This window comes from Desulfovirgula thermocuniculi DSM 16036 (assembly GCF_000429345.1).
In the GTDB taxonomy this organism is placed as follows: Bacteria; Bacillota; Desulfotomaculia; order Desulfotomaculales; family Desulfovirgulaceae; genus Desulfovirgula; species Desulfovirgula thermocuniculi.
In genome coordinates this window covers 1-20,735 of the sequence record NZ_AUBR01000055.1, presented here as the reverse complement: position 1 = coordinate 20,735, position 20,735 = coordinate 1, and the positions used below count along the sequence as shown (strand labels likewise).

At 64.5% G+C, this 20,735-nt stretch carries 25 protein-coding genes; 12 read left to right on the top strand and 13 right to left on the bottom strand.

Features of this window, described 5'->3' with window-relative positions:
* Both G454_RS0111945 and G454_RS0111940 read right to left on the bottom strand, forming a co-directional pair.
* Nucleotides 1-1,546 (bottom strand): Ig-like domain-containing domain (locus tag G454_RS0111945; protein ID WP_027718814.1); only part of this gene is annotated, 1,546 nt, incomplete at its 3' end.
* A gap of 26 nt (nt 1,547-1,572) precedes the next feature.
* Nucleotides 1,573-3,507, bottom strand: a complete 1,935-nt coding sequence (locus G454_RS0111940) for a hypothetical protein (RefSeq protein ID WP_156896761.1) — start codon at nt 3,505-3,507, stop codon at nt 1,573-1,575.
* A 226-nt stretch (nt 3,508-3,733) separates the two neighbouring features.
* Between G454_RS0111940 and G454_RS21500 the strand changes: the two genes are divergently transcribed.
* Entirely contained in the window at nt 3,734-3,898 is a 165-nt protein-coding gene (locus G454_RS21500) for a hypothetical protein (RefSeq protein WP_156896760.1), read from the top strand.
* 159 nt (nt 3,899-4,057) lie between these two features.
* Here G454_RS21500 and G454_RS0111935 read toward each other — a convergent pair whose 3' ends face one another.
* The gene (locus G454_RS0111935) at nt 4,058-4,312 is read right to left on the bottom strand and encodes a helix-turn-helix transcriptional regulator (protein ID WP_027718812.1); all 255 of its coding nucleotides are present in this window, start codon (nt 4,310-4,312) and stop codon (nt 4,058-4,060) included.
* A gap of 253 nt (nt 4,313-4,565) precedes the next feature.
* On the opposite strand from G454_RS0111935, the gene G454_RS20495 reads away from it, so the two are divergent.
* From G454_RS20495 to G454_RS0111900, 7 genes are all read left to right on the top strand, one after another.
* Complete coding sequence (locus G454_RS20495) at nt 4,566-5,021, top strand: helix-turn-helix domain-containing protein (RefSeq protein WP_051276325.1); 456 nt, start codon at nt 4,566-4,568, stop codon at nt 5,019-5,021.
* A 96-nt stretch (nt 5,022-5,117) separates the two neighbouring features.
* A complete protein-coding gene (locus G454_RS0111925; RefSeq protein ID WP_027718811.1) occupies nt 5,118-5,609 on the top strand; it encodes a hypothetical protein in 492 nt (163 codons plus the stop codon).
* Nucleotides 5,610-5,927: 318 nt separating this feature from the next.
* The gene (locus tag G454_RS18960; protein ID WP_051276324.1) at nt 5,928-6,644 is read left to right on the top strand and encodes a Uma2 family endonuclease; all 717 of its coding nucleotides are present in this window, start codon (nt 5,928-5,930) and stop codon (nt 6,642-6,644) included.
* A 154-nt stretch (nt 6,645-6,798) separates the two neighbouring features.
* Entirely contained in the window at nt 6,799-8,118 is a 1,320-nt protein-coding gene (locus G454_RS0111915; RefSeq protein WP_245574393.1) for an RNA-guided endonuclease InsQ/TnpB family protein, read from the top strand.
* A gap of 95 nt (nt 8,119-8,213) precedes the next feature.
* Nucleotides 8,214-8,441 (top strand): ribbon-helix-helix domain-containing protein, encoded by a 228-nt coding sequence (locus G454_RS0111910; RefSeq protein ID WP_156896759.1) that lies wholly within the window; start codon nt 8,214-8,216, stop codon nt 8,439-8,441.
* 5 nt (nt 8,442-8,446) lie between these two features.
* The gene (locus tag G454_RS20490; protein WP_245574395.1) at nt 8,447-8,896 is read left to right on the top strand and encodes a type II toxin-antitoxin system VapC family toxin; all 450 of its coding nucleotides are present in this window, start codon (nt 8,447-8,449) and stop codon (nt 8,894-8,896) included.
* A 73-nt stretch (nt 8,897-8,969) separates the two neighbouring features.
* Nucleotides 8,970-9,530, top strand: a complete 561-nt coding sequence (locus G454_RS0111900; RefSeq protein ID WP_027718808.1) for a Uma2 family endonuclease — start codon at nt 8,970-8,972, stop codon at nt 9,528-9,530.
* 6 nt (nt 9,531-9,536) lie between these two features.
* On the opposite strand, the gene G454_RS22600 is transcribed toward G454_RS0111900, so the two are convergent.
* The 4 genes from G454_RS22600 to metK form a co-directional block, all read right to left on the bottom strand.
* The gene (locus G454_RS22600) at nt 9,537-10,334 is read right to left on the bottom strand and encodes a ComF family protein (RefSeq protein WP_084413474.1); all 798 of its coding nucleotides are present in this window, start codon (nt 10,332-10,334) and stop codon (nt 9,537-9,539) included.
* 68 nt (nt 10,335-10,402) lie between these two features.
* On the bottom strand, nt 10,403-12,139 hold the full coding sequence (locus tag G454_RS20485; protein ID WP_156896758.1) for a GGDEF domain-containing protein: 1,737 nt from the start codon (nt 12,137-12,139) through the stop codon (nt 10,403-10,405).
* Nucleotides 12,140-12,219: 80 nt separating this feature from the next.
* Complete coding sequence (locus G454_RS0111885; RefSeq protein WP_027718806.1) at nt 12,220-12,618, bottom strand: hypothetical protein; 399 nt, start codon at nt 12,616-12,618, stop codon at nt 12,220-12,222.
* 232 nt (nt 12,619-12,850) lie between these two features.
* Nucleotides 12,851-14,041 (bottom strand): methionine adenosyltransferase, encoded by a 1,191-nt coding sequence (metK, locus tag G454_RS0111880; RefSeq protein WP_027718805.1) that lies wholly within the window; start codon nt 14,039-14,041, stop codon nt 12,851-12,853.
* Nucleotides 14,042-14,305: 264 nt separating this feature from the next.
* On the opposite strand from metK, the gene G454_RS0111875 reads away from it, so the two are divergent.
* Together G454_RS0111875 and G454_RS0111870 are read left to right on the top strand one after the other, a co-directional pair.
* A complete protein-coding gene (locus tag G454_RS0111875; RefSeq protein ID WP_027718804.1) occupies nt 14,306-14,530 on the top strand; it encodes a DUF1659 domain-containing protein in 225 nt (74 codons plus the stop codon).
* 101 nt (nt 14,531-14,631) lie between these two features.
* Entirely contained in the window at nt 14,632-14,865 is a 234-nt protein-coding gene (locus tag G454_RS0111870; protein ID WP_027718803.1) for a DUF2922 domain-containing protein, read from the top strand.
* Between the two features lie 300 nt (nt 14,866-15,165).
* On the opposite strand, the gene G454_RS22595 is transcribed toward G454_RS0111870, so the two are convergent.
* Nucleotides 15,166-15,291, bottom strand: coding sequence for a hypothetical protein (locus tag G454_RS22595; RefSeq protein WP_281168470.1), 126 nt, complete (start codon nt 15,289-15,291; stop codon nt 15,166-15,168).
* 29 nt (nt 15,292-15,320) lie between these two features.
* Here G454_RS22595 and G454_RS20985 point away from each other — a divergent pair, with 29 nt between their 5' ends.
* Nucleotides 15,321-15,467 (top strand): YvrJ family protein, encoded by a 147-nt coding sequence (locus G454_RS20985; RefSeq protein ID WP_084413472.1) that lies wholly within the window; start codon nt 15,321-15,323, stop codon nt 15,465-15,467.
* A 343-nt stretch (nt 15,468-15,810) separates the two neighbouring features.
* A complete protein-coding gene (locus G454_RS22745) occupies nt 15,811-16,005 on the top strand; it encodes a PIN domain-containing protein (RefSeq protein WP_342669669.1) in 195 nt (64 codons plus the stop codon).
* On the opposite strand, the gene G454_RS20480 is transcribed toward G454_RS22745, so the two are convergent.
* The 5 genes from G454_RS20480 to G454_RS0111830 are packed head-to-tail and all read right to left on the bottom strand — an operon-like array spanning nt 15,995 to nt 20,603.
* The gene (locus G454_RS20480) at nt 15,995-16,879 is read right to left on the bottom strand and encodes a HAMP domain-containing protein (RefSeq protein ID WP_051276317.1); all 885 of its coding nucleotides are present in this window, start codon (nt 16,877-16,879) and stop codon (nt 15,995-15,997) included. The two genes, G454_RS22745 and G454_RS20480, sit on opposite strands and share 11 nt — an antisense overlap.
* A 38-nt stretch (nt 16,880-16,917) precedes the next feature.
* Nucleotides 16,918-17,286 carry a DUF192 domain-containing protein gene (locus G454_RS0111845; protein WP_211230080.1) on the bottom strand — a complete coding sequence of 123 codons (369 nt, stop codon included), beginning with the start codon at nt 17,284-17,286 and terminating at the stop codon, nt 16,918-16,920.
* Nucleotides 17,283-18,215: a type II secretion system F family protein gene (locus G454_RS0111840; protein ID WP_035107719.1), complete on the bottom strand. Its 933-nt coding sequence runs from the start codon at nt 18,213-18,215 to the stop codon at nt 17,283-17,285. Before G454_RS0111840 ends, G454_RS0111845 begins: the two co-directional genes overlap by 4 nt.
* Nucleotides 18,216-18,231: 16 nt before the next feature.
* Complete coding sequence (locus tag G454_RS0111835; RefSeq protein ID WP_211230079.1) at nt 18,232-19,266, bottom strand: type II secretion system F family protein; 1,035 nt, start codon at nt 19,264-19,266, stop codon at nt 18,232-18,234.
* A 17-nt stretch (nt 19,267-19,283) separates the two neighbouring features.
* A complete protein-coding gene (locus G454_RS0111830; RefSeq protein WP_027718797.1) occupies nt 19,284-20,603 on the bottom strand; it encodes a TadA family conjugal transfer-associated ATPase in 1,320 nt (439 codons plus the stop codon).
* Between the last annotated feature and the right edge of the window lie 132 nt (nt 20,604-20,735).

Genomic DNA, 20,735 nt, shown 5'->3' with positions numbered 1-20,735 from the left:
CGGATTCCGCTGGCAACAGTGTCACCTGCACGCTTCCCGTGTAGGTGCCGGGTGCCGGGCTGGCCGTGGGAGGCGCCGGGGCGTTGGCGGCTGTGAAGATGCTGAAGGAGGTCAAGCTCACTTCAACGTACCCGTTATTCAGCTTGCCGCCTAGGTTAATCCAGCGCTTGTTCACCGTGTCCAGCTTGAACACCCGCACCCTATCACCAGCACCAGCCGGCGCGGGCAGGCGCAAAGTAACCGGCTGCGACAGCGTCACGTTCTCGATCTTTACCTCAAAGACCTGGCCGATTGATCCGGCCCCGGGGAGTCCTGTGCTGTCCACGGGCTTGAAGGTGATCTTGGCCGCACCGCTATAAGCGCCCTGCGGGATCTCCAGCTGGGCGCCGCTCTGGTTCAAAACCGCGCTGGAGGCGCCCGGCGGCACGGTAAAGTTGTCCAGCACGCCGCTTTGCGGCACGTTTATATCAACCTTCGACCCCTGCTTGGCGGCGGTGGTGAAGCTGAACACGCAGGGCTGCGCCAGCTCGTTCCCCGCCAGATCCTTCACCGCACCCGCAGGGATGGTGACGGTGTAGCGCTTGTAGTAGGCCAGGTCAGATGCGGGCTTCAGGGTCAGAACCCTGCCGGAGATGCTCTTCTGCAGGGTCACGGGATTGTTCTGCTCGTCCACCAGGGAGATGCCCGCGTACTGCGGCCCCTCCTGGACGTCCTCGGTAAAGGTGACGGTGATGGTCGCGTTCACGGGCACGTTGGCCGCACCGTCAGCAGGTTCGCATTTCTGCACCGCTGGCGGGGTCTTGTCCTGCTCGGTGGAAAAAGAGAAGGTAAAGTCTTTAGCCAGCGGTATTCCCGCCGCCGCATCCTTCACCGCACCCGCGGGGATAATTACGGTGTAGGTCGTCGATCCGGCCAGCGGGGCCTTGGGCTTGATGGTGAGGACGCGGTCACTGATGGACTTGTCGATTTCCACCGCCTTACCCGAAGCGTCCTTTAACGCGATGCCCGCAAAGTTGTCGGCCTGCTGCACCGCACCCTTGAAGGTCACGGTGATGGTCTTGTCCGCGGGCACGCCGGTGGCGCCGCTAGCAGGATCGGTGGTTTCAACCTCAGGCGCAGGCACTACTAGATCAACCTGAAAGCTTGCACGGTTTACGTCCACGGTGACTTCCTGCGGCCTGCCGTTAGCGTCAAACGTCTGGGCCGTCGCACCGTTTACCTTGAAGGTGAGCGGTTTGCGAAAGTCAGCCTCAGTGATGGGCACGTTGTACTTGGGGTCGGTGCCCAGAGGGCCGCCGTACCAGCCGCCGGAAGTCTTCACCGGGGTGCCCCGCGGGGCAGTCTCGCTGCCCACGTAAATGGCCACCTCCAGGCCGTCCGGCGCCGGGTTTTGCCCATATGCGCCCAGGAAAACCTTGCCGTAGAAGGGCAGCGGTGGCTGGGGCACCTGGGCAAAGGCCGGGAAAGCCAGCATCATCAGCAGGGCGAGCGCGGCGGCAAGCGCCGCGCCCGCACGCAGAGATTTCTTCCACTTTTTAACCCGCAAAGCTCACCACACCTTTCAGCCCGCGCTTACTGCACCGGCGGGGCCATCAGCCCGGCCAGCGTGCCGTCCGCGGTCATGAAGACCCAGTAGGCGTCGCCGATTGCTGCTACCTCTGTGCTAATAGATTCGGAGGTCACGGCAGACCACGAAGCATTGTTCCCCAGGCCCGGGTTCACAACCGTGCTGTACTTGCCTTTGACGCTGGCCAGGACATTCTTCAACCCAGTACCCGAGGCGCCCACCAGGTTCCAGCCCTGCTTCAAAGCCAGGGTCGGCGGGACGGCCTGAGTGCCGGGAACCCTCTGGTAGTTCGCCAGAGCGCTAGCGGGCTGCTTCATCTTGACCAGGTAGCCTGCCAGCGGCTTGCCGTACTGCTCCTCGGAAGTCATCTGACTGTAGGGCTTCCAGGCGCCGGAGGTGGTGTCCCAGATGTAGAGGGCCTCAAACTTATCCGCGCCACCCAAGAGGTCCACCAGGGACCTTTCTAGCTTCACCGGCATAGAGAAGACCTGCCAGCCAAACGTAAGGTTGCGTGTGTAAACCCCTGAAGGAGCGCTGGGGGCAAAAGTTACAGATGCTGTATCAGAAATTGATCTTGCTGCACCAGTAGGAGTGAAGGAAACTTCTACAGTCAAGCTATTCCCAGCTGCGCCGTTGGTAGTGGTTATTACAAAGGCCTCGCTGCGCTGACCCTTGGGCAGGGTGACGCTTGCCGGAACGCTGGCCCATGTCACTCCACCAAGGTCGATAGTGATCGGGTAATCCTTGTCCGCCGGCACGTCGGTGGTCAGCACGGCGTTGATGAGCGTGCCTGGAATGGCTCTGCCGCTCGCATCAGTAGCCGCCGGGGTAAGTGTTAGGGTGACGCTGGAAGGCACAAGCCCTGTCGGTGCCGCAAACGGACCTACCTTTTGGGAAGCCGAGATTGGATTTGTCGCACCGCTCGGCGTGAAGCTCACCGCCACGGTAAGCTCTCGGCCAGCTGCATTCTGCGTAGTGTTAATGGTAAAGGTGGCAGAAGATTGACCTTGGTTAAGAGTGACGGTTGGAGGAGCGTTGAACCACCCGGTGTCCGCGGATGGGGTCAGGGTAATATTTACAGTGTAATCCTTGTCCGCCGGAACATTGGTGGTCAGCGTGGCGGTTATGTCCGCCCCCGCAACGGGCTTACCTCCGGAGACCAGAGCCGGCGTGAGGGAGAGAGTCACAGTGCTTGGCGGCGCCGGCACAGTGAGGTTGGCCGTAGCGGCTGTCAGCCCGCTGGCGGAAGCGGTAATGGTGATTGTGCCGTCGACAGTGGGCGTGAAATTAAAGGTTGCGGTTGCACCTGAAGAAATAGTCACACTTGAAACCGTGATGCCGCCGCTGGTGAAGTAGCCCGCCGCCTGGGTGCCCTTCACTGCGCTGAGGTAGACGGTCGTGGTACCGCTGCTCACCGGGTTGTCGTACTGGTCGCGGCGCTCCACCGTAAAGCTGCCTACCTGGCCCTTCAGGAGGGAGGCCGGAGAAGCCGTGAAGACAAGCTTTGCGGCAGCGGCAGCGTTAACGGTAAGGGTGGCAGTTCTACTTACCGTATCGCAAGTAGCCTCAATGGTGTAGCTCCCAGCCGCAGTAAGATTGAAGGGGCCTGCTTCAAAGTTGCCTACGACTGTGGATGCCGTCTTGCTGGCCACCACCACGCCGTTGCTGTTTTTAATGTTCACTGTGACCGTCTTACCGCTCAATGGCTGGCCTGCAGCATCGGTTATAGAACCGGTTACGTTGAAGTCCTGCCCCGCTGTGGCGCTGGACGGACCCGTGATTGTGACAGTCCCTACTGCCTGCGGGGCCTGCTGAATCGTAATGCCCGCACTAACATTTGTGCCGTCAGCAAGGGCCACCCCCACCTGGCCGCTGGAAGCGGAAGCAGGGGCCTGCATGGTGAGGTCGGAAATGGTGAGCTGGGTAACGGCCCCAGGCACAGCATTACTAGGCACTGATATAGTGACCGTATTGCTTGAAACTATAGCGTTTGCCGTAAAAACATATGGCTGACCGTTGGAAACCGCTGTTATTTGAACAGAATTATCCGTAGATGTAAAGCCTGAGGGGAAAGTCACGGTTATGGTTTGTCCGTTTATGGCCGCTGCAGGAGTGCTTAAACCGGTCAGGTCCAGCGTGAAGGTAACGCTTTGACCTGTGTTCACCGTGCTCGGGCTCACCGTCAGCACTGGTGCCGCCCACGCCGGCACTACCGGCAGGAGCGCCGCGAGCAGGGCGAGCACGGCAATGATGGAAACAACCTTGCGCGTGCGCTTGGCAGACTTGCTTAAACCCATCATACTCACGCTCTTCATTACCCTCCTTGGCTAAGGATTTTCTTGGTATCAGGCAGCCACTGCGAGTCTCCCTTTGCCTCTATACCCCCTATCACCCCCCTTTTTGCTTCTCTCCTCCAACCCGTAGAGCCAATAACTCGCGCCGGTGGCCTTTTTTCAACCACTGAATATTAAGGAAATATCAACCACATTTTCAGCCGCCGGGCTCCTCCGCATCACTTTCTACCAATCGCGGCTCGTGATTGTTCTGGCTAAAAAAAAGCTCGTCCACGGTGACGCCGAAAAAGTCGGCCAGCTTCTTTTCCACCTCCTTGCGGGGGTGGCGGCGGCCGGCCTCAATCATGGCGTAGGAGCTCTGGGAGATGCCCACGGCCTCGGCCACCTGACGCTGGGTGAGGCCCATCTTGAGCCTCAGCCGGTACATTTTTTCGTTTCTCACCTCGCTCACCCTTCGGCCTTTTTACAGGGTATAACCATCCCCCCTTTGCCCGCGTGAGGCTCGCCTTCCTCGCTGCCGGGCGCCGGGGCGGGGCCCCGGGCCCCTCGCGCGTCACTGACTCCATTTAATCACGAAACGCGATTAGTGTCAAGGGGAGGTATAAAATTTTCCTCTCCTGGTCTAAAATTTATAAAGCAAATCACAAATCGTGAAGGAGGGCGGTCTTGCCGCTCATCGCGGCGCGTGTTAAGCTGGAAGCGAGGTGAGGGGAAAGGTGTCCACCTTCGGCGAGAGGCTGGCTCGCCTGCGGCAGGAGAAGGGTCTCTCGCAGGCGGAGCTGGCGCGGCTCCTGAACCTGGGCCAGAGCACCATCGCCATGTACGAGCGGAACAAGCGCTTCCCCGACCACCAGATTCTGGAGCGCCTGGCCGACTTCTTCGGCGTTTCCACCGACTACCTGCTGGGCCGCGCCGGACAGCCTCCCGCGTCCCGGGAGGGGCTAGCGTCCCTGGAGGCCCTGGCCGGCGACCCCCTCTTTGCCGGCCTGCTGCGCCAGGTGCCGCACCTTACGGAGGAGGAAAAGCAGTCCCTGGCCGAGCATTGGGAGTGGGCGCTGCGGCACATCATCAAGGAAAGGGAGAGGCGAATAAAAAAGGGGGGCGCCGCTCCGACAGCCGGGCAGGGCGGCGCTCCCCCGGAGGGAGCCGGGAAAAGTTAGCTTTTTAAATTTTTCATATGACCTTTTTCTGCAATTTTCGACTCAAGGGAGGTGTATAATTGGGCATAGGAGCAGGCCTCAGTGGGGGCGTGAGCCTTGGCACCGTTCCTCGAGCGAGCCCTCGAACTCATCGCCAAGCACCGGTTGCAGGAGCCTCCCGGCGCCTTCCGTTTGTTCAGGATGGCCAGGGCGGAGGGGATCCTGGTTTCCCGCTACCCGTTTAACGGGCGCATTGCGGGGACGTACATAAGGAGCACCGACGGCATCGCGCTAATCACGGTGAAAAGGGGCCTCGCCGAGCCCCAGCTGAAGCGCGCGCTGGCCTTCGGCCTGGGCCTGCACTGCCTAGGCGCCCCCGCCGGCGTCTGCCTCGACGGCCTCATCGCCGGGGAGGATGAGGACGCCGCGGAGGACTTTGCGGCGCTCCTCCTGCTGCCCCACCTCGCGCCGGCCTTCCGAGCAGCAAGGCCGGGCCGGGACTTCCTGCAGGAGGCGGCGCGGGTTTTCCGCGTGCCCGTGCCCCTGGTTCACCGGCGCCTCCTGCTGGAGGAGCAGCTTAGGGAACTGCTGCCTCGAAGCGGGCGCTGAGGTGCCGAAAAAGCCTGTCACCCCCGCCCCGCCGGGCGCGACCCGGCGGGCGCTTTTTTGCGGCGCCTTTCTTGGAGGAGGAAGAGTGCCAGTTCGTTTTTCAGGTGGTGGGAAGGTAAAAATGCTCGCTTTTAACACAACGGAAGGGGAGAAAAAGCCTGGGGAAGAGCTACAAAGCAAAAAAGGGTTATCTTTGCCCGGACCGCAGTCCCGTGCTATAATGCGGGTAACCGGAAGCCTTTCGTTTCCACGCAGGAAAATTACGCGGCACCCGGCAGTTCCCGGCCGGTAAATTTAATTGCGGAAAAGGTAATTTTCATGCCCGAGACGGCAGCAACCCGCGAGCCACCGGCCCGCCGCAGGCTCACCTACGCCGGCTATTTAAAAATCGACGACGGGAACCGCTACGAGCTTTTTGAGGGGGAACTGGCCCTAACGCCCTCACCCGGGCTCCTACACCGGTGCTTGGTGGGCAACATTGCGGCGCTCCTGCGGGCCCACGTGGAAAAAAACGACCTGGGTATCGTCCTGTTTGCGCCTTTCGACGTGGTGCCGGCCGAGGACGTGGTCCTGCAGCCGGACGTCTTCTTCCTCTCCAGGGAGCGCTTCTCGCTGCTCACCGGTGATTGCCTGAAAGGGACGCCGGACCTGGTGGTGGAAGTGCTTTCACCTTCCCCGGGGCGCCGCGACCGGCTCCAGAAAAGCCAGCTCTACCTGCGCTACGGGCGAAGGAATTCTGGCTGGTGGACCCCGCTCTGGAAACGGGAGAGGTCTTTTGCGCCAGCGAAAAGGGCTGGCTGCTGGGCCGGAATATACGGCCCCGAAGACAGCCTCGCCTCCCCTCTCCTCCCGGACTTCACCCCTAAGGTGGCGGACTTCTTCCACGTGCCCTCCGGCGATGCCCCTGCCGGGTTGAGCCCCGCGGACTGCGCCTTCTTTGCCACCGCCAGGCGCCTGGGCATCAAGACGGTTTTTACCTTCGACAGGCATTTTGCCGAGCAGGGCTTTACCTGCCTTCCGGAGGCGTCCTGGTAATGGGGAGTAAAGGCATCCGGCGGTGAAATATATTTGACATGCGGTTCCGCAGACGGTAGCCATTTGCCACTCAACTCACCACCCTTTCCGCGCCGGAGGCCCCGGCTTTTAAGCCTGGGGAGGAAGGCGCGGTAATTTTTTTCTTTCGGCCAAATTGTGGTATCATAAAAACATGAAGCGCTGCAATATCGTCCGCGTGCTCTTCTCAAAAGAGCAGGCCAAAGTCCTCGAAACCCTGGGAGACCGCTGCGCTGCGCTCTGGAACGCCGCCAACTTCCGCTGCCGCCAGGCGTTCCTGAAGGGGGAACCCGTGCCTTCCTACGCCACCTTGTGCGCGGAGTTCCAAAACCACCCCGCGTACAAAGCCCTGCCGTCAGACATCGCGCAGGAGGTTTTGAAAAAGCTCAGGAAGGCGTGGGACTCCTTCTTCGCCTGCTTGCGGCTCTGGAAGAAGGGCAAACTGGAAAAGCGGCCCGGTCTCCCAAGGTATTGGAAAGACCGCCGCACGGGGAAGAGGCCGGTCAGGCTAATCCCGGTCAAGTCCCCGCGGTCCTACTCCCTAGACGCCAGGATGCTTTCCCTAACCCTGCCCGCAGACCTGCGGGACGGCAACGGCCGTCTGGTCCTGCACACGAAGGGCGTCCTGCGTTTCTCCGGCACCCCAAAGACCCTGGAACTCAGGTACGACCGGGTGAAGAAGCGCTGGTACGCCCACCAGGTCGTGGAAGTGCCGGAACCGGAGCGAAAAGCGAAGCCTGAGAAATACGCCGCACTAGACCTCGGTGCCAGGATACTGGCAACTCTGGCCATCGAAGGCTCAAACCGCCAGATTCTCTTCTCCGGTCGCAAAGTCTGGAAAGACTTCCTGTACTGGACGAAGCGAATTGCAGAAGAGCAGTCCAGGCTTGCCCGGGCCGGGCGTAAAACCTCCCGGCAGTTGAGGAAGCTCTACCAAACTCGCGCCCGCAGGCTCAGACACGCTTATCTGGCCCTGGCCGCGGAAATCGCACGCATGTTGTCGCAGCACCGCGTAACCACGCTGTTCATCGAAGATCTGACGGGCATCCGGGAGGGCATGGACTTCGGGCCGAAAAACATCCTGGTGCACAACTTCTGGGCCGTGAGACAGCTGAAAAACCTTATCACAGCCGCCTGCGCCCGGGCCGGGATAAAAGTCGTTCCCGTCGAACCGCGCGGGACCTCTTCCCGGTGCGCCGTCTGCAGCTCTCCCACCGGGCGTCCCGTCCGGCACAAGGCGGTGTGCAAAAGATGCGGCTACGTCTGGCACGCCGACGCCAACGCGGCTTTGAACATACTCCTTTTGGGCTCCTCGAAGGGGCACGGGGCGGAGGCCACGCCCCTGAAGCCGCTTGTCCTCCGGTGGAACCGCCATCGGTGGGTAAGCCGCTTCGAATCTGCCGCCGGTACGCCTAAAGCGGCGAGCGGCAGCCGGATGGCGGCGCGAGCCGCCTGAAGGAATCCCCGGGCTTTATTTTAGCCCTGGGGAGGAAGTCAATACCGATATTCACTATTGAAATATGCGGCCGGGACTGTTACAATATTTCCGGGGTGAGCAAAATGCAATTAAACATATATATTCCCAAGGAAAAGGGGCACATTCTAGCCTCCCTGGAAAAAGTTGCCGAAGCCACCGGGCGGCCCAAAAACGAGATCGTGCTGGAAGCGCTGGAACTCTACCTTCCCAAAGCTTCCCGGAAATCTCCGGGTACATTCAGCCTGGGAAGAATCAAAACCACCTCCCGCCGGGACGTTTATGAAAGAAGGTTGAACGCTTGATACTCGTGGATACCAACGTCCTCATTTACGCCGTAAACGTGGACTCCCCTTACCACATGGCCAGCAAAGGGGTCCTGGATGCCGCAATAAAAGGGAAAATCAGGGGAGTTCTTGTACCCCAAGTGCTCTTGGAATTTTATGCCGTGGTTACGGACCCGCGCCGCGTGGAAAGGCCCCTCTCACCGGAAACGGCGTGGGAACAGGTAGCGGCTTTTCAACAAATTTTTCTTCTAATCGACGCCGGGCCAAAATCTCTTGATTTCTTAAAAGAGCTTGCGCCGCTGGCCAAGGGGGCCGACATTTTTGACGCGTACATTGTAGCCCAAATGATGGCCGGCGGCATTTCCCTTATCTGTACGTACAATAAAAAGAATTTCCTTAAATTTCCCGGGGTGCTCGCCCAAACGCCGGAGGAGATCCTGGCAAACCTCGGTATGCCGCAGGAAGTGCTTTAAGCCTTTGTTGCCGCCGGCGGCGGCGGCGTGCTATAATGGCCCCACACGGGTTTTTGCTCCTGGAGGGAGGAAGATGAGCCTTTCGGCAAAGGAAATCGCCGGCGGCCTGACCTACGAGGAGTACCGGCTGTTCCCGGAAGACGGGCGCCGGCACGAGCTCATCGGGGGGGAGCACTTCGTGACGCCTCCGCCGACCACCGTGCACCAGCGGTTCGTGCGCAATTTATTCTTCCTGCTGCACGACTTCGTAACCGCCCACAACCTAGGAGAGGTCTTTTTTGCGCCCCTGGACGTGGTGCTTTCGCCGCGCGACGTGGTGCAGCCGGACATCCTCTTCATCGGCAAGGCCAGGATGCACCGGCTGGCGCGGGAGAACGTGCAGGGCGCGCCGGACCTGGTGGTGGAGGTGGTCGCGGAGTCCTCCCGGCAGCTCGACCGCAAGCTGAAGCGCGCCCTCTACGAGAAGCACGACGTGCTGGAATACTGGGTGGCCGACCCGGAGCTGCGCATCCTGGAGGTCTTCCGGCGGGATGAGGCGGGTCGCCTGGCCAAGGTGGCCGAGTTCGAAGACGCCGGCACCCTCACCACGCCCCTTCTGCCCGGCCTGGAAATCGACCTGGCCGCGCTGTGGTAGCCGCCGTTATGCGCGGCGGGCCCCGGCCACGGCGGCGACGAAGACCGCCGATGCCCCCGCCCTAAGCAACGCCCTCGCGCACTCAGCCGCCGTGGCGCCGGTGGTGATGACGTCGTCCACCAGCACCACCTCACTCCCCGAGGTGAACGCCGCCGCCGGCGCAAAGGAGCCCTCGGGGGCGGCCAGGCGCTCTTTTGCCGTCAGGCGCTCCTGGGGAGGCGCCTCTTTTATTTTCACCAGGGCCTCCACAAGGGGCCAGCCTAGCGCCCGGGACATCTCCCGGGCCAAAAGCCCCGCCTGGTTGTAGCCCCGCTCGCGGAGCCGCCCCGGGGAAAGGGGCACCGGCACGAGCACCGGCTGTGCGGCTGCGGCGGGGAAGGCGCGGGCCAGCTCCGCCAGCAGCCCGCCCAGAGGGCGGGCCAGCCAGCACTCGCCGCCGAACTTTAAGCGCAGCACGGCCGCCTTCAGCAGGCCCTCGTAGGGCCCCAGGGAGCGCGCCAGGGCAAAGGGCGGCGGCTTCTTGCGGCAGGCGGCGCAGGCTCCCGGCTCCCCCGCAGGCGCGCCGTCCTCCAGGAAGGCCCCGCAGACAACACAGCCCACCCGCTCCCGGTAGGCCGCCAGCAGGTCCCGGCACGCCGGGCAGACGCCCCCTCCTTCCGCCTGCCCCCCGCAAAAAGCGCACCCCGCCGGCGGCGGGAAAAAGAGGTCCAGCAGGGCCTGCCAGGCCGCGCCGGCCAGCCCACGCAAAGCGCACAAAATATCCTTCCCGTCCCTCTCCATCTCTTCGCCCCGGCTCCCCGCCATATTCCTGCCGGCTTTAAATTAGGCCCCCCATGCAAGGCGTCTGAGTGAACATCCCCCGGGCGGCCCTTTCATCTTTCTGCCGCCAGCCCGACCACCACCCTGTTTTTGCCCGCCTGCTTGGCCGCGTACAGCGCCCGGTCGGCCTTCCTGATGAGCTCGGCCACCTCCAGGGCGTCCCTGGGGCAGGCGGCCACCCCCATGCTCACCCGCACCGTGCCGGCGGGGAACTCGTGCCCCTCCACCAGGCGCCGCAGCCTCTCGGCCAGCTCGCCCGCGCGGCGGGCATCAAACCCGGGCAGCAGCACGGCAAACTCCTCCCCGCCGTAGCGGCAGACCACCCCGGCCTCCCCCACGGCCCGGCAGAGGAGGCCGGCCAGGCGGCAGAGGACCTCGTCGCCCACCTGGTGGCCGAAGCGGTCGTTGATGAGCTTGAAGTTGTCCACGTCCAGCATGATGAGGGCCAGGGGCTGCCCGCTCCTCCTGGCCCGCTCGATTTCCCGGGCGGCCCGGCGGATGAAGTAGCGGTGGTTGTACACGCCCGTAAGCCCGTCCGTGTTGGCGCTCTCCTCCAGGCTCTGCACCAGAAGCGCGTTGGCCAGGGCCACCGCCGCCTGACCGGCCATCACGGAGATGGTGTGCAGGTGGTGCTCGCTGAAGGCGTACGGGCGCTTGTCCCCGATGACCAGCAGGCCCACCGCGCCGGCGCGGGTGGAGAGGGGGACCACCATGAGGGAGCGCAGGAACCACCACGGCCCCGGCTCCCCGGCCAGGAGACTTGCCGCGCCGGCGGGCGCCGTCTCCGGCGGGGCGTGGCCGCGCACATAACCCGCCTGCCCGGCAACCGCCCTGGTGTCGTGCACCAGCATGGCCTCTCCTTCCAGGAGCAGCCGCCCCAGGAAGCCTTCCCCGGGGACGACCGCCCCCCGCAGGAGCTTGTCCCGGAAAGGCCCGGCGGCCTCGCAGGCGCGGAAAACCTCCTCGCCGCCGCCCGATGTCCGCAGGTAGACCACCCCGCTGTGGTAGCCCACCACGCGGCGGGATTCTTTGAGCAAAAGCTCGGCCACCTGGCGGGCGTTCAGCTTTTCCTGCAGGCGGCGCGCCACCTGAAAGAGGGCCATCAGCTCGCGGTTGGCCATCTCCGCGCGCACGTAAAGCCGCAGCACGAACTGCAGCACCAAAAGGGGCACAAAGGAGAGGAGCAGGCCGGAAAACCCCATCTGGTGGTAGAGCACGGCCACCAGGATGCCTAGGGGAAGCCCGCAGAGGCAGGCCAGCCCGTCCCAGCGCAGCACGCCCCTCCAGGAAACCGCGGGGTACGAGGAGCGGTTGGGGACGGCGTACAGGTAAACCAGTACCTGGTTGACCGCAAAGTATCCCCCGGCAAAGGCCAAAAGCTCCACCGGCAGGTCCGTCCTGCCGCCGGCCAGGGCGGCCAGTTCGCCCCCTGCCGCCACCGCCAGCGCGCGCTGGGCGGCATTGAAGAAGGCCACGCGGAGGTAGGTATCGCGGGAAAAGACGCCCTGCGCCACCAGCACGGAGAGCGCCTCCACCCAGGCGGCGGCGGGGGCGCCGAAAAGCAAGAAGGTGGCCGCCACCAGGGCAAAGCCCCCGGAAAGCTGCCCCTGGGGGAAGGGCACCGCCAGGACCTCGGCGGCCGCCAAAAGGCCCGCCACGGCCAGCAGCTGGCCGCCGAAGTCCAGGTCCAGCAGGGGGAAGAGGCGCGAAAGGCACCAGGCCCCCGCGCCCACGACCAGCCAGAGGTAGGTAGCGCCGATGATCCGCGCATAACGCCGCAAAAAGCTCACCTCAAGGGATAAATATTCGACAGGCGGCGCTCTCTCCCTGCCAGGCCTACCATATTCCGACAGATTTTGCGTCAATGCTTTCATTTTTCCGCCGCAAAGACCCTGTCGGCCAGGGCCAAAAGCTCCTTTCCCGCCAGGCCGCGGGCGTCCACGACCCGCCGGGTGCAGGCCCGGCTCCGGCCCTGCCCCCCGCCCGCCGCTTTCCCCGGCTCCCCGCCGCATTCACCCGCCAAAAGGACGTCAAAGCCGTACTTCCTGCCCAGCGCCCCGGCCGCCCTTGGGGCCGCGCCGCCCGCCGGGGCCTCGACCACCACCACCAGGCGCGTGCAGCGGGAACGCGCGTTTGCCTGCGCGGCCAGGCGGCGCAGGAAAACCTCGCAGTCCCCCTCCCCCAGGATCACCACCAGGTCCTCCCGCGGCCCCCGCGCCAGCCGCCGCACGCCGGCCAGCACCAACGCCAGCCAGACCAGAAAGGCCAAAAGCAGCGCCGCCGCAACGGATTCGCCCGCGCCTCCCGGAGCCGGGCCCGGCAGGCGGGCCGGAAGGGCCGTGAGCGCCGCTACCCCGCGCCCATCCTCCTCACCCCCACCTCTACCATATGCACGGCGGGGCGCACCGGTTAATTTGCGGCGTCTATTTTTAAGGATGCGTAAAGCGCGGCGGCAGGCCCGCGGCCCGGCCCGGGCGCGGTAAAAAACTCGGCGGGGGCCTTTAAGCCCCCGCCTCTTTGCGCAGGATCTCCGCCTTGTCGGTGCGCTCCCAGGGCAGGTCGATGTCCGTGCGCCCGAAGTGGCCGTAGACGGCGGTGCGGCGGTAGATGGGCCGGCGCAGGTCCAGGGCCTTGATGATGGCCGCCGGGCGCAGGTCAAAGTGCCTCTTGATGAGTTCCACCAGGAACTCGTCGCTCACCTTCCCCGTGCCGAAGGTGTCCACGGCAATGGAAACCGGGCGGGCGACGCCTATGGCGTAGGCCACCTGCACCTCGCACCTGTCGGCCAGCCCGGCGGCCACGATGTTCTTGGCCACGTAGCGGGCGGCGTAGCTGCCGGAGCGGTCCACCTTGGTGGGATCCTTGCCGGAAAAGCACCCGCCGCCGTGCCGGGCCATGCCCCCATACGTGTCCACAATGATCTTGCGCCCGGTGAGCCCGGTGTCCCCCTGGGGGCCGCCGATGACAAAGCGCCCCGTGGGGTTGATGAGGTAACGGGTCTTCTTGTCCAGCAACTCAGGGGGGACGACCGGCTTGACCACCCTCTCGATGAGGTCCTCCCTTATCTGCTCCAGGGGCACGCGGGGGTGGTGCTGGGCGGAGATGACGATGGTGTCAATGCGCACGGCCCGCTCCCCCTCGTACTCCACCGTCACCTGCACCTTGCCGTCGGGCCTCAAATACGGCAGCTCGCGGGTCTTGCGCACCGTGGCCAGGCGGCGGGCCAGGCGGTGGGCCAGGGTTATGGGTAGCGGCATGAACTCCTTCGTCTCGTTGGTGGCGTAGCCAAACATCATGCCCTGGTCCCCCGCACCGATGGCCTCGATCTCGTCGTCGGCCATCTCCCCCGTGCGGGCCTCCAGGGCCTTGTCCACCCCCATGGCGATGTCCGGCGACTGCTCGTCAATGGTGGTGATCACCGCGCACGTGTCGCAGTCAAAGCCGTACTTGGCGCGGGTGTAGCCGATTTCCCTCACCGTCTCCCGCGCTATCTTGGGTATGTCCACGTAACAGTCGGTGGTTATCTCCCCGGCAACCAGGATCAGCCCCGTGGTAACCAGCGTCTCGCAGGCAACCCGGGCGTAGGGGTCCCTGGCCAGAATCTCGTCCAGGATGGCGTCGGATATCTGGTCGGCCACCTTGTCCGGGTGCCCCTCGGTTACCGACTCCGAAGTGAAAAGCCTCCTGGCCAAGCAGCACACCTCCTCTACCCGTCCGTACGGCCGGCAAATTTCCTTTTCGCCCGGCAGGCAAATCTGCCCGTCGCCACGACTTATTCTAGCAGAGGCATCCTGGGGTGTCAAATCAAATCCAGGCCCCGCCCCTTATTATCGCAATATGAGACATATTTTTCCATTTTCTGGCCTTGACGGCCCCTCCGGGGGGTAGTATAATGAAACCACCGGGAGGCAAACATATGTTCGCCCCCCGGCAAAAAGGAAAGGAGGTGTGCGACCGTGGCCGTAAGCAAAGTTCCCACCGCTTCCGTCCTGCGCCTGGTGCTGCAGGCGGGCGTGGACGCCCAGGGGAACCCGATCCTGCGCAACCGCAACTTAAACAACATCCGCCCCGGGGCCGGCGACCAGGACCTCTTCGAGGTCGCCCAGGCCCTGGCCGGGCTGCAGGAGTACGCCCTGGCCGGCATCACGCGCATCGACACCGCCAGGCTCGTGCAGTCGTAGGGATGAAGCCCGAAAACCGGGCGCCGGCTCGGTCCGCGAGGCCAACGGAGCGAGCGGGAGCTAAAGCACGCTAAAAAATGGGAATAAGGAGGTGATGTAAAGTGGCCGTGGTGACCACCCAGACGCTGCGCATGGTCTTCCGCACCGAGGGCGGCACCAGCTTTACCATCAGCCTGGACAACCCCAGGAACAACCTCACCGCCCAGGAAATCGAAGCCGTCATGGACCTCATCATTGCCAAAAACGTCTTCCTCACCCCCGGCGGGGCCCTGGCCTCCAAGCGGGACATCCAGATCGTCGACCGCACCACCAACGACCTCTACGACCCGTCCTAAAATTAGACGTACGGGCATCTCCCGCCCGGAGCCCGACGGCCCGCGCGGTCCCGGCCCACCGCCGGCGCCGCGCGGGCCCCCGCCCCGCTTACATTTGGCGGCTTTTATTTGGCCAACCGGCCATTCTCCCCTCCCAGGGCTGCCGCCCCGCGATGCGCCGTGCGGCAACCCTGCACCGGCCGCCCGCCCCTTTAGCGCCTCCCCGGAACCCGGTGTGCGGCAAACCTCTTCCCGCCCGCCGCCGCTCACCGGCCCCGGCGTCAAAGATCTCTCCCTCCCCGCCGCTCACCACGGTTCGTATTACCGCCCACACCCGCCCGGCAGGCCGCCGCCGGCAGCCGGCCTCCCGCCCCGCAGGCGCCGCGAGCCCGAGCCGGCTGCCGGGCGCCCCGTGCCCATCCTGCGGCCTTCTTTGCCGTACGGCAAACAAATCCCCTTACCGGAGGTGTACCGCCATGGAAGCGATCCTGCAGGCCATCGGCAACCTGGGCTTCCCCATAGCCGTCACCGCGTATTTGCTGGTGAGAATCGAGACCAGGCTGGAAAACCTCGCCGCCAGCATCGCCGACCTGGCCCGGGCGGTGGGCGAGCTGCGCCGCTAGCCGCGCGATGCAGGCGGCGCCCGCCCCCCCGGGCGGCGACATGAAATTATCAAGGGCCAGGGCCGCAAAATTGCCCCCTTGGATGAAGCCGGTTTACGCAACCGGCCTTTTTGTTTTCGTAAGGAGAGACGGCCGTGTAAAATTTCAGTAGGTGCCGGGAGGGAACAAGCCTCTTGAAAAAGAAAAGAAATGAGACCTCGCTCCCCAAAAAACACCAAAAGCCACGCTAAAGGAGTGTGAGGTCTCATGTTAGACATTCGCCACATGACCACATCCTCCTGCGCCGCAAAGGGCAACAGGTTGCCGAAGAAGTGGTTTCCGGTATTTTGTATGGAAGAAAAAAATTAAGCTTGCCGACGCCACCTGGGCCAGGGTCAAAGGGGCGGCGGCCGTCAAAGCCGGGGGCGGCCTTTCCTACGCCGATTCTTTTGTCCTGCAATTGGCCGCAGAAATGAAAGCCCCGGTGGTCACCGGGGACCCCGAAATACGGGATGCCGCGGGAAAAATGGGCGTGGAGGTCGTCTGGCTCACGTCTTGAACTGCCGGGAGAGGTTGTGCAGCCTCTCCACCACGCGGGCCAGCCGCTTTGCCGCGCTTTTTATCTCCGCCAGGTCTTCCTCGCCGGACGCGCCCTGCGCCTTGGCCAGGATGAGCTGGCTGCTGCGGGCCATCTCCGCCGTGCTCGCGTACACCGTGCGGAAGAGGCTGGAGAGGTAGGCGGCCATAGTGTTAAAGGCCTGGGCCAGCCTGCCCAGCTCGTCTGCTTTACGCACCGGCACCCGGTGGGCAAAGTTGCCGGTGGCAATGTGCCTGGTGGCCTCCATCAGGTCGCCGAGGGGCTGCCGCAAAAGGCGCTTCGTGATGACGTGGGCCAGCATCACCCCGGCCAGGACCGCCGCCGCCAGCATGAGGCCCAGCAGGATCCCCAGCTCGCGGGCGTACTCCCGGGCGCGGCTCCGGTCCAGCTGCACGTAAAAATAGCCCAGGGTGCTGCCGTCGCCGGTCCTCACGGGGGCCTCAATTAGGGGGCCCGCCGAAGGCCCGGCGGGGAAGAGCGCCCCGTCCCCGGAATCCCGGGCCACGTATTGCCCGGCCATGGCGGGGTCGCTGTGGGCCACCACCTTCCCCCCGGCGCTAACCACAGCCGCCCCGGCGATGTCCCCGCTTTTCTTTAAGTCCCGCATGAGCTTTGCCAGGAGCTGCGGGTCTCCGGCCTGCAGGCGCTCGGCAGCCAGGGCGGTCACGGCGCAGGCCACCGCCTCGCCCTTCTCCCGCGTGACCAGGTCCAGCACCTGCTGCATCCTGGCGTAGGCGGTGTAGCCCACGGCGCAGACGAGAAAGGCCACCAGCAGCCCGATGGAGATGCTCATCCTGGTGGCAAGGGAAAACCCCGCGGGGTTTATTTTTTTCACGGCGGAAACCTCCTCTCTTTGCGGCGACCGCCCTTTTTTTAAGAGCAGGGGCCCTCATTGCCGAGGAAAAGCCTGTCCCCCGGCATCGTGCCGGTTTTGGCCAGAGTCCCCGCCGGCAGCTCCACCGCCCGGCGCGCACCCCGAACCGGCAGGGTAAAGCGGTAGGGGGGCAGGGCGGCAACGGCCGCCAGCACCTTCCCCTCCCCGTCCAGGAAGGCCACATCAATGGGAAAGCGCATGAAGCAGGTGTGCACGGCCCGGCACCCCTCCAGGATCAGGGCCTCTCCCGCGGGCAGCTCTGAGGCGCCGATGAGGCCCACAAGGCGCGGCAAAAAGCCCGCCGCCCGCCGCACGCGCCGCGCCAGGACCGTGCCGCGGCTTAAATTAACCAGGCACACCTCTCTCACCTGCCGAAGACCTGCATGATTTTAATAAACGCCGGGCCCAGGAGCACCAAGAAGACGGCAGGGAAGATGCAGAAAACCAGCGGGAAAAGCATCTTTACCGGCGCCTTCATGGCCAGCTCCTCGGCCCGCTGGCGCCTTTTGAGGCGCATTTGCGCGGCGCTGGCGCGCAGCACGTTGCTCAGGCTGATCCCCAGGCGGTCGGCGGTAATCACCGCCCCGGCAAAGGAGGAAAACTCCTCCACGCCGAGCCTTTCGGCCAGGTCGCGGAAGGCCTCGCGCCGCGGGCGGCCCATGTTTACCTCCTGCAAAAGATGCATGAACTCCCGGGGAAGCAGGCCCTTTTTCTTTTCCGCCACCTTTAAAAGGGCCCCGTCAAAGCCCAACCCCGCTTCCACGCACACGGTCAGCAGGTCCAGCACCTCCGGCAGCTCCCTCCTCACCGCCTCCTGCCGCTCCCGGATCCTGGCCTCGAGGTAGAAGTCCGGCAGGTACCAGCCCAGGGACGCGCCCAGCAGGGAGAAGAGGTAGGCCCGGGGAGGAGGCACGTGCAGGCGCGCGGCCAGCCAGGAGAAGAGCCCCGCCAGGGCCACCGCCGCCAGGTACTTTAAGGCGGTAAACTCCCTGGCCTCCAGCCCGCCTGGGCGCCCGGCCCGCAAAAGCTTTCTCTCCACCGCCGCAGCCCTCTCCGCCGGGATGAAACCCCTGGCCGCCCGGGACAGCTTTTTTAACAGCGGGCGCACGACCCTCTGCCCCAGGGGGGCCCTGAGATCTTCCTCGCGCAGGGAGGCGGGCAAAGAGCCGCCCAGCACTTCACCGGCCCTCCTGGCCACCGCCAGGCGCTCGCCCCAGAGGGCGCGAAAGATCCCGGCCCCCAGGAACGCCGCCGCCAGGTAAGCCGACGCCACCGCCAGGAAAAGCGACCACGTCACGGGCAGCACCCTCCCCTTAAATCCTTATGCCGGTAATCCTCTTGATGAGGATCCAGCCGGTAACCTCGGCCAGGGCGGCCAGCACCAGCATGGTCCGCCCGAGGGGGTGGGTAAAAAGGACCCCGGTGTAGCCCGGGTTGAGGGCCATCATCACCGCCAGCAAGAAGAGGGGCAAAAGTCCGACGATCAGGCCCGAAATGCGCCCCTGGGCGGTGAGGGTGCGGATTTCCCCCTGCACGCGCACCCTTTCCCGTATGGTGTGGGCAATCTTCTCCAGCACCTCCGCCAGGCTGCCGCCCACCTGCCGCTGGATGAGCACCGCCGTGACCACCAGGGAGAGGTCTTCGCTCCTCACGCGGCGGGTGAGGTTCTGCAGGGCCTCTTCCACGGTAACCCCCAGGCTCATCTCCCGGAAGGCGCGCCCGAACTCGCGCCCCACCAGCGAAGGGCTCATCTCCCGCTGTACCACCTCCAGGGCCTGCAGGAAACCAAAGCCCGCCCGCAGGGAATTGGCCATGAGCATGAGGGCGTCGGCCAGCTGCTCGTTGAAGCGGGCCAGCCGCCGCGAGATGGCGGCCCTCACCGCCAGGTAGGGGAAGGCCCCGGCGGCCAGGGCCAGGACCACCGCCGCCTGGCGGCTGCCCACAAGCCACCCCAGGGCGAACCCCGCCAGCGCCGCCAGGGCACCGGCGGCCACAAGCTCCTCTCCCTTTAAAGGGAGGTCCGCTTCTTCCAGGAGCCTGTCTGCCGCGGCGCGAATTTTAGGCGGCGAGAGTCGCCCCACCGCCGCAAGGTAGGGCGCAAAAAACCCCCTGTCCGGGGCTTTTGCCTCCTTTTCCCCTTCTCCACCGCGCTTCTGGCCCGCGAAGCGCGCCAGCCGCGCGGCCAAAAGCCGGCGGCGGGCCAAAAGCAGCCTCTCCGCCCCCAGCACGAGGCAAAAGGCGGCGCCAAAGGCGGCCGCCAAAACGACCCGGAAAAGCGCCCCCTGGGGATCCTGCGCGCCCGGCGGGGCAAAGATTCCCGCCAGGGGAGCAAGGCCGGCAAAATTCACGGGCGGTACCCCCTCGCCTAGCGGCAGGCAAAGATGCCCGGGGGCAGGTCGACGCCGGCGGCCCTGAGGCGCTCCGTGAACTTGGGCCTGATGCCGGTGGGCTTAAAGCGCCCGCGCACCTTCCCTTCCGCGTCCACCCCCGCCTGCTCGAAGACAAAGATGTCCTGCAGCACGACGACCTCCCCCTCCATCCCCTGCACCTCGGTGATGTGAGTTACCTTGCGGGAGCCGTCCTTAAAGCGCGCCATGTGCACGATGACGTCAATGGCCGAGGCAATCTGGGAGCGGATGGCGCGCACGGGCAGGTCCATCCCCGCCATGAGTACCATGGTTTCCAGCCGCGAGAGCACGTCCCGCGGGGAGTTGGCGTGGGCGGTGGTCAGGGAGCCGTCGTGGCCCGTGTTCATGGCCTGGAGCATGTCCAGCGCTTCCCCGCCCCGCACCTCGCCGACCACAATGCGGTCCGGGCGCATGCGCAGGGCGTTTTTCACCAGGTCCCGGATGGTCACCTCCCCCCGCCCCTCCGCGTTGGGGGGCCGGCTCTCCAGGGTCACCACGTGCTCCTGGCGCAGCTGCAGCTCGGCGGCGTCCTCAATGGTGATGATGCGCTCGTCGGGAGGGATGAAGGAGGAGAGGACGTTCAACATGCTGGTCTTGCCGCTCCCCGTTCCCCCGGAGACGATCATGTTCAGCCGAGCGCGCACGCAGGCCTCCAGGAAGAGGAGCATTTCCTTGCTCAAAGTGCCCAGCTCCAGGAGCTTCTCCGCGGTGAGGGGATCCTTGAAGAACTTGCGGATGGTGATGGTCGGGCCGTTTAAGACCAGGGGAGGTATGATGGCGTTTACCCGGGAGCCGTCCGGCAATCTCGCGTCCACCATGGGGTTGCCCTCGTCAATGCGCCGCCCCAGGGGGGCCACCATCTTTTCGATGACGTGCATCACGTGCTGGTCGTCACGAAAAGCGATGTTAGTAAGCTCCAGCCTGCCGCCCCGCTCCACGTATACCCGCCGGGGCCCGTTGACCATGATCTCGGTCACTTCCGGGTCCCGCAAGAGGGGCGTGATGGGGCCGAAGCCCAGCACCTCGTCGATGACCTCGGCCATAATCTGCCTTTGCTCGGCGCGGGGGATGTGGTAGCCGCCCTCCTCCACGAGCCTGGCCAGCAGAGCCTCTATCCGCTCCGCCAGCAGCTCGCGGCGGTCCTTGTTTTCCGGAGGGGCATCCGCCAGCTCGGCCACCACCCTCTTGTGCAGCTCGGCCTTTAAGGCCTCATAAGGGTCCCTTTTCCTGGCCGCCTGCGCCTCCTTTTTCGGCTCCAGCCGCAAAAGAAGGGACAAAGCGCTTCCCTCCCTTCACCTGTTCGCCTTACCAGAAAGTCCGCCGCTGAAGGCCCCGGCTTTTAAGCCTGGGGATGAAAGCGGCAGCCGGGTGTGCTAAAATAAAAGCATGAGGCGAACAAACGTTGTCCG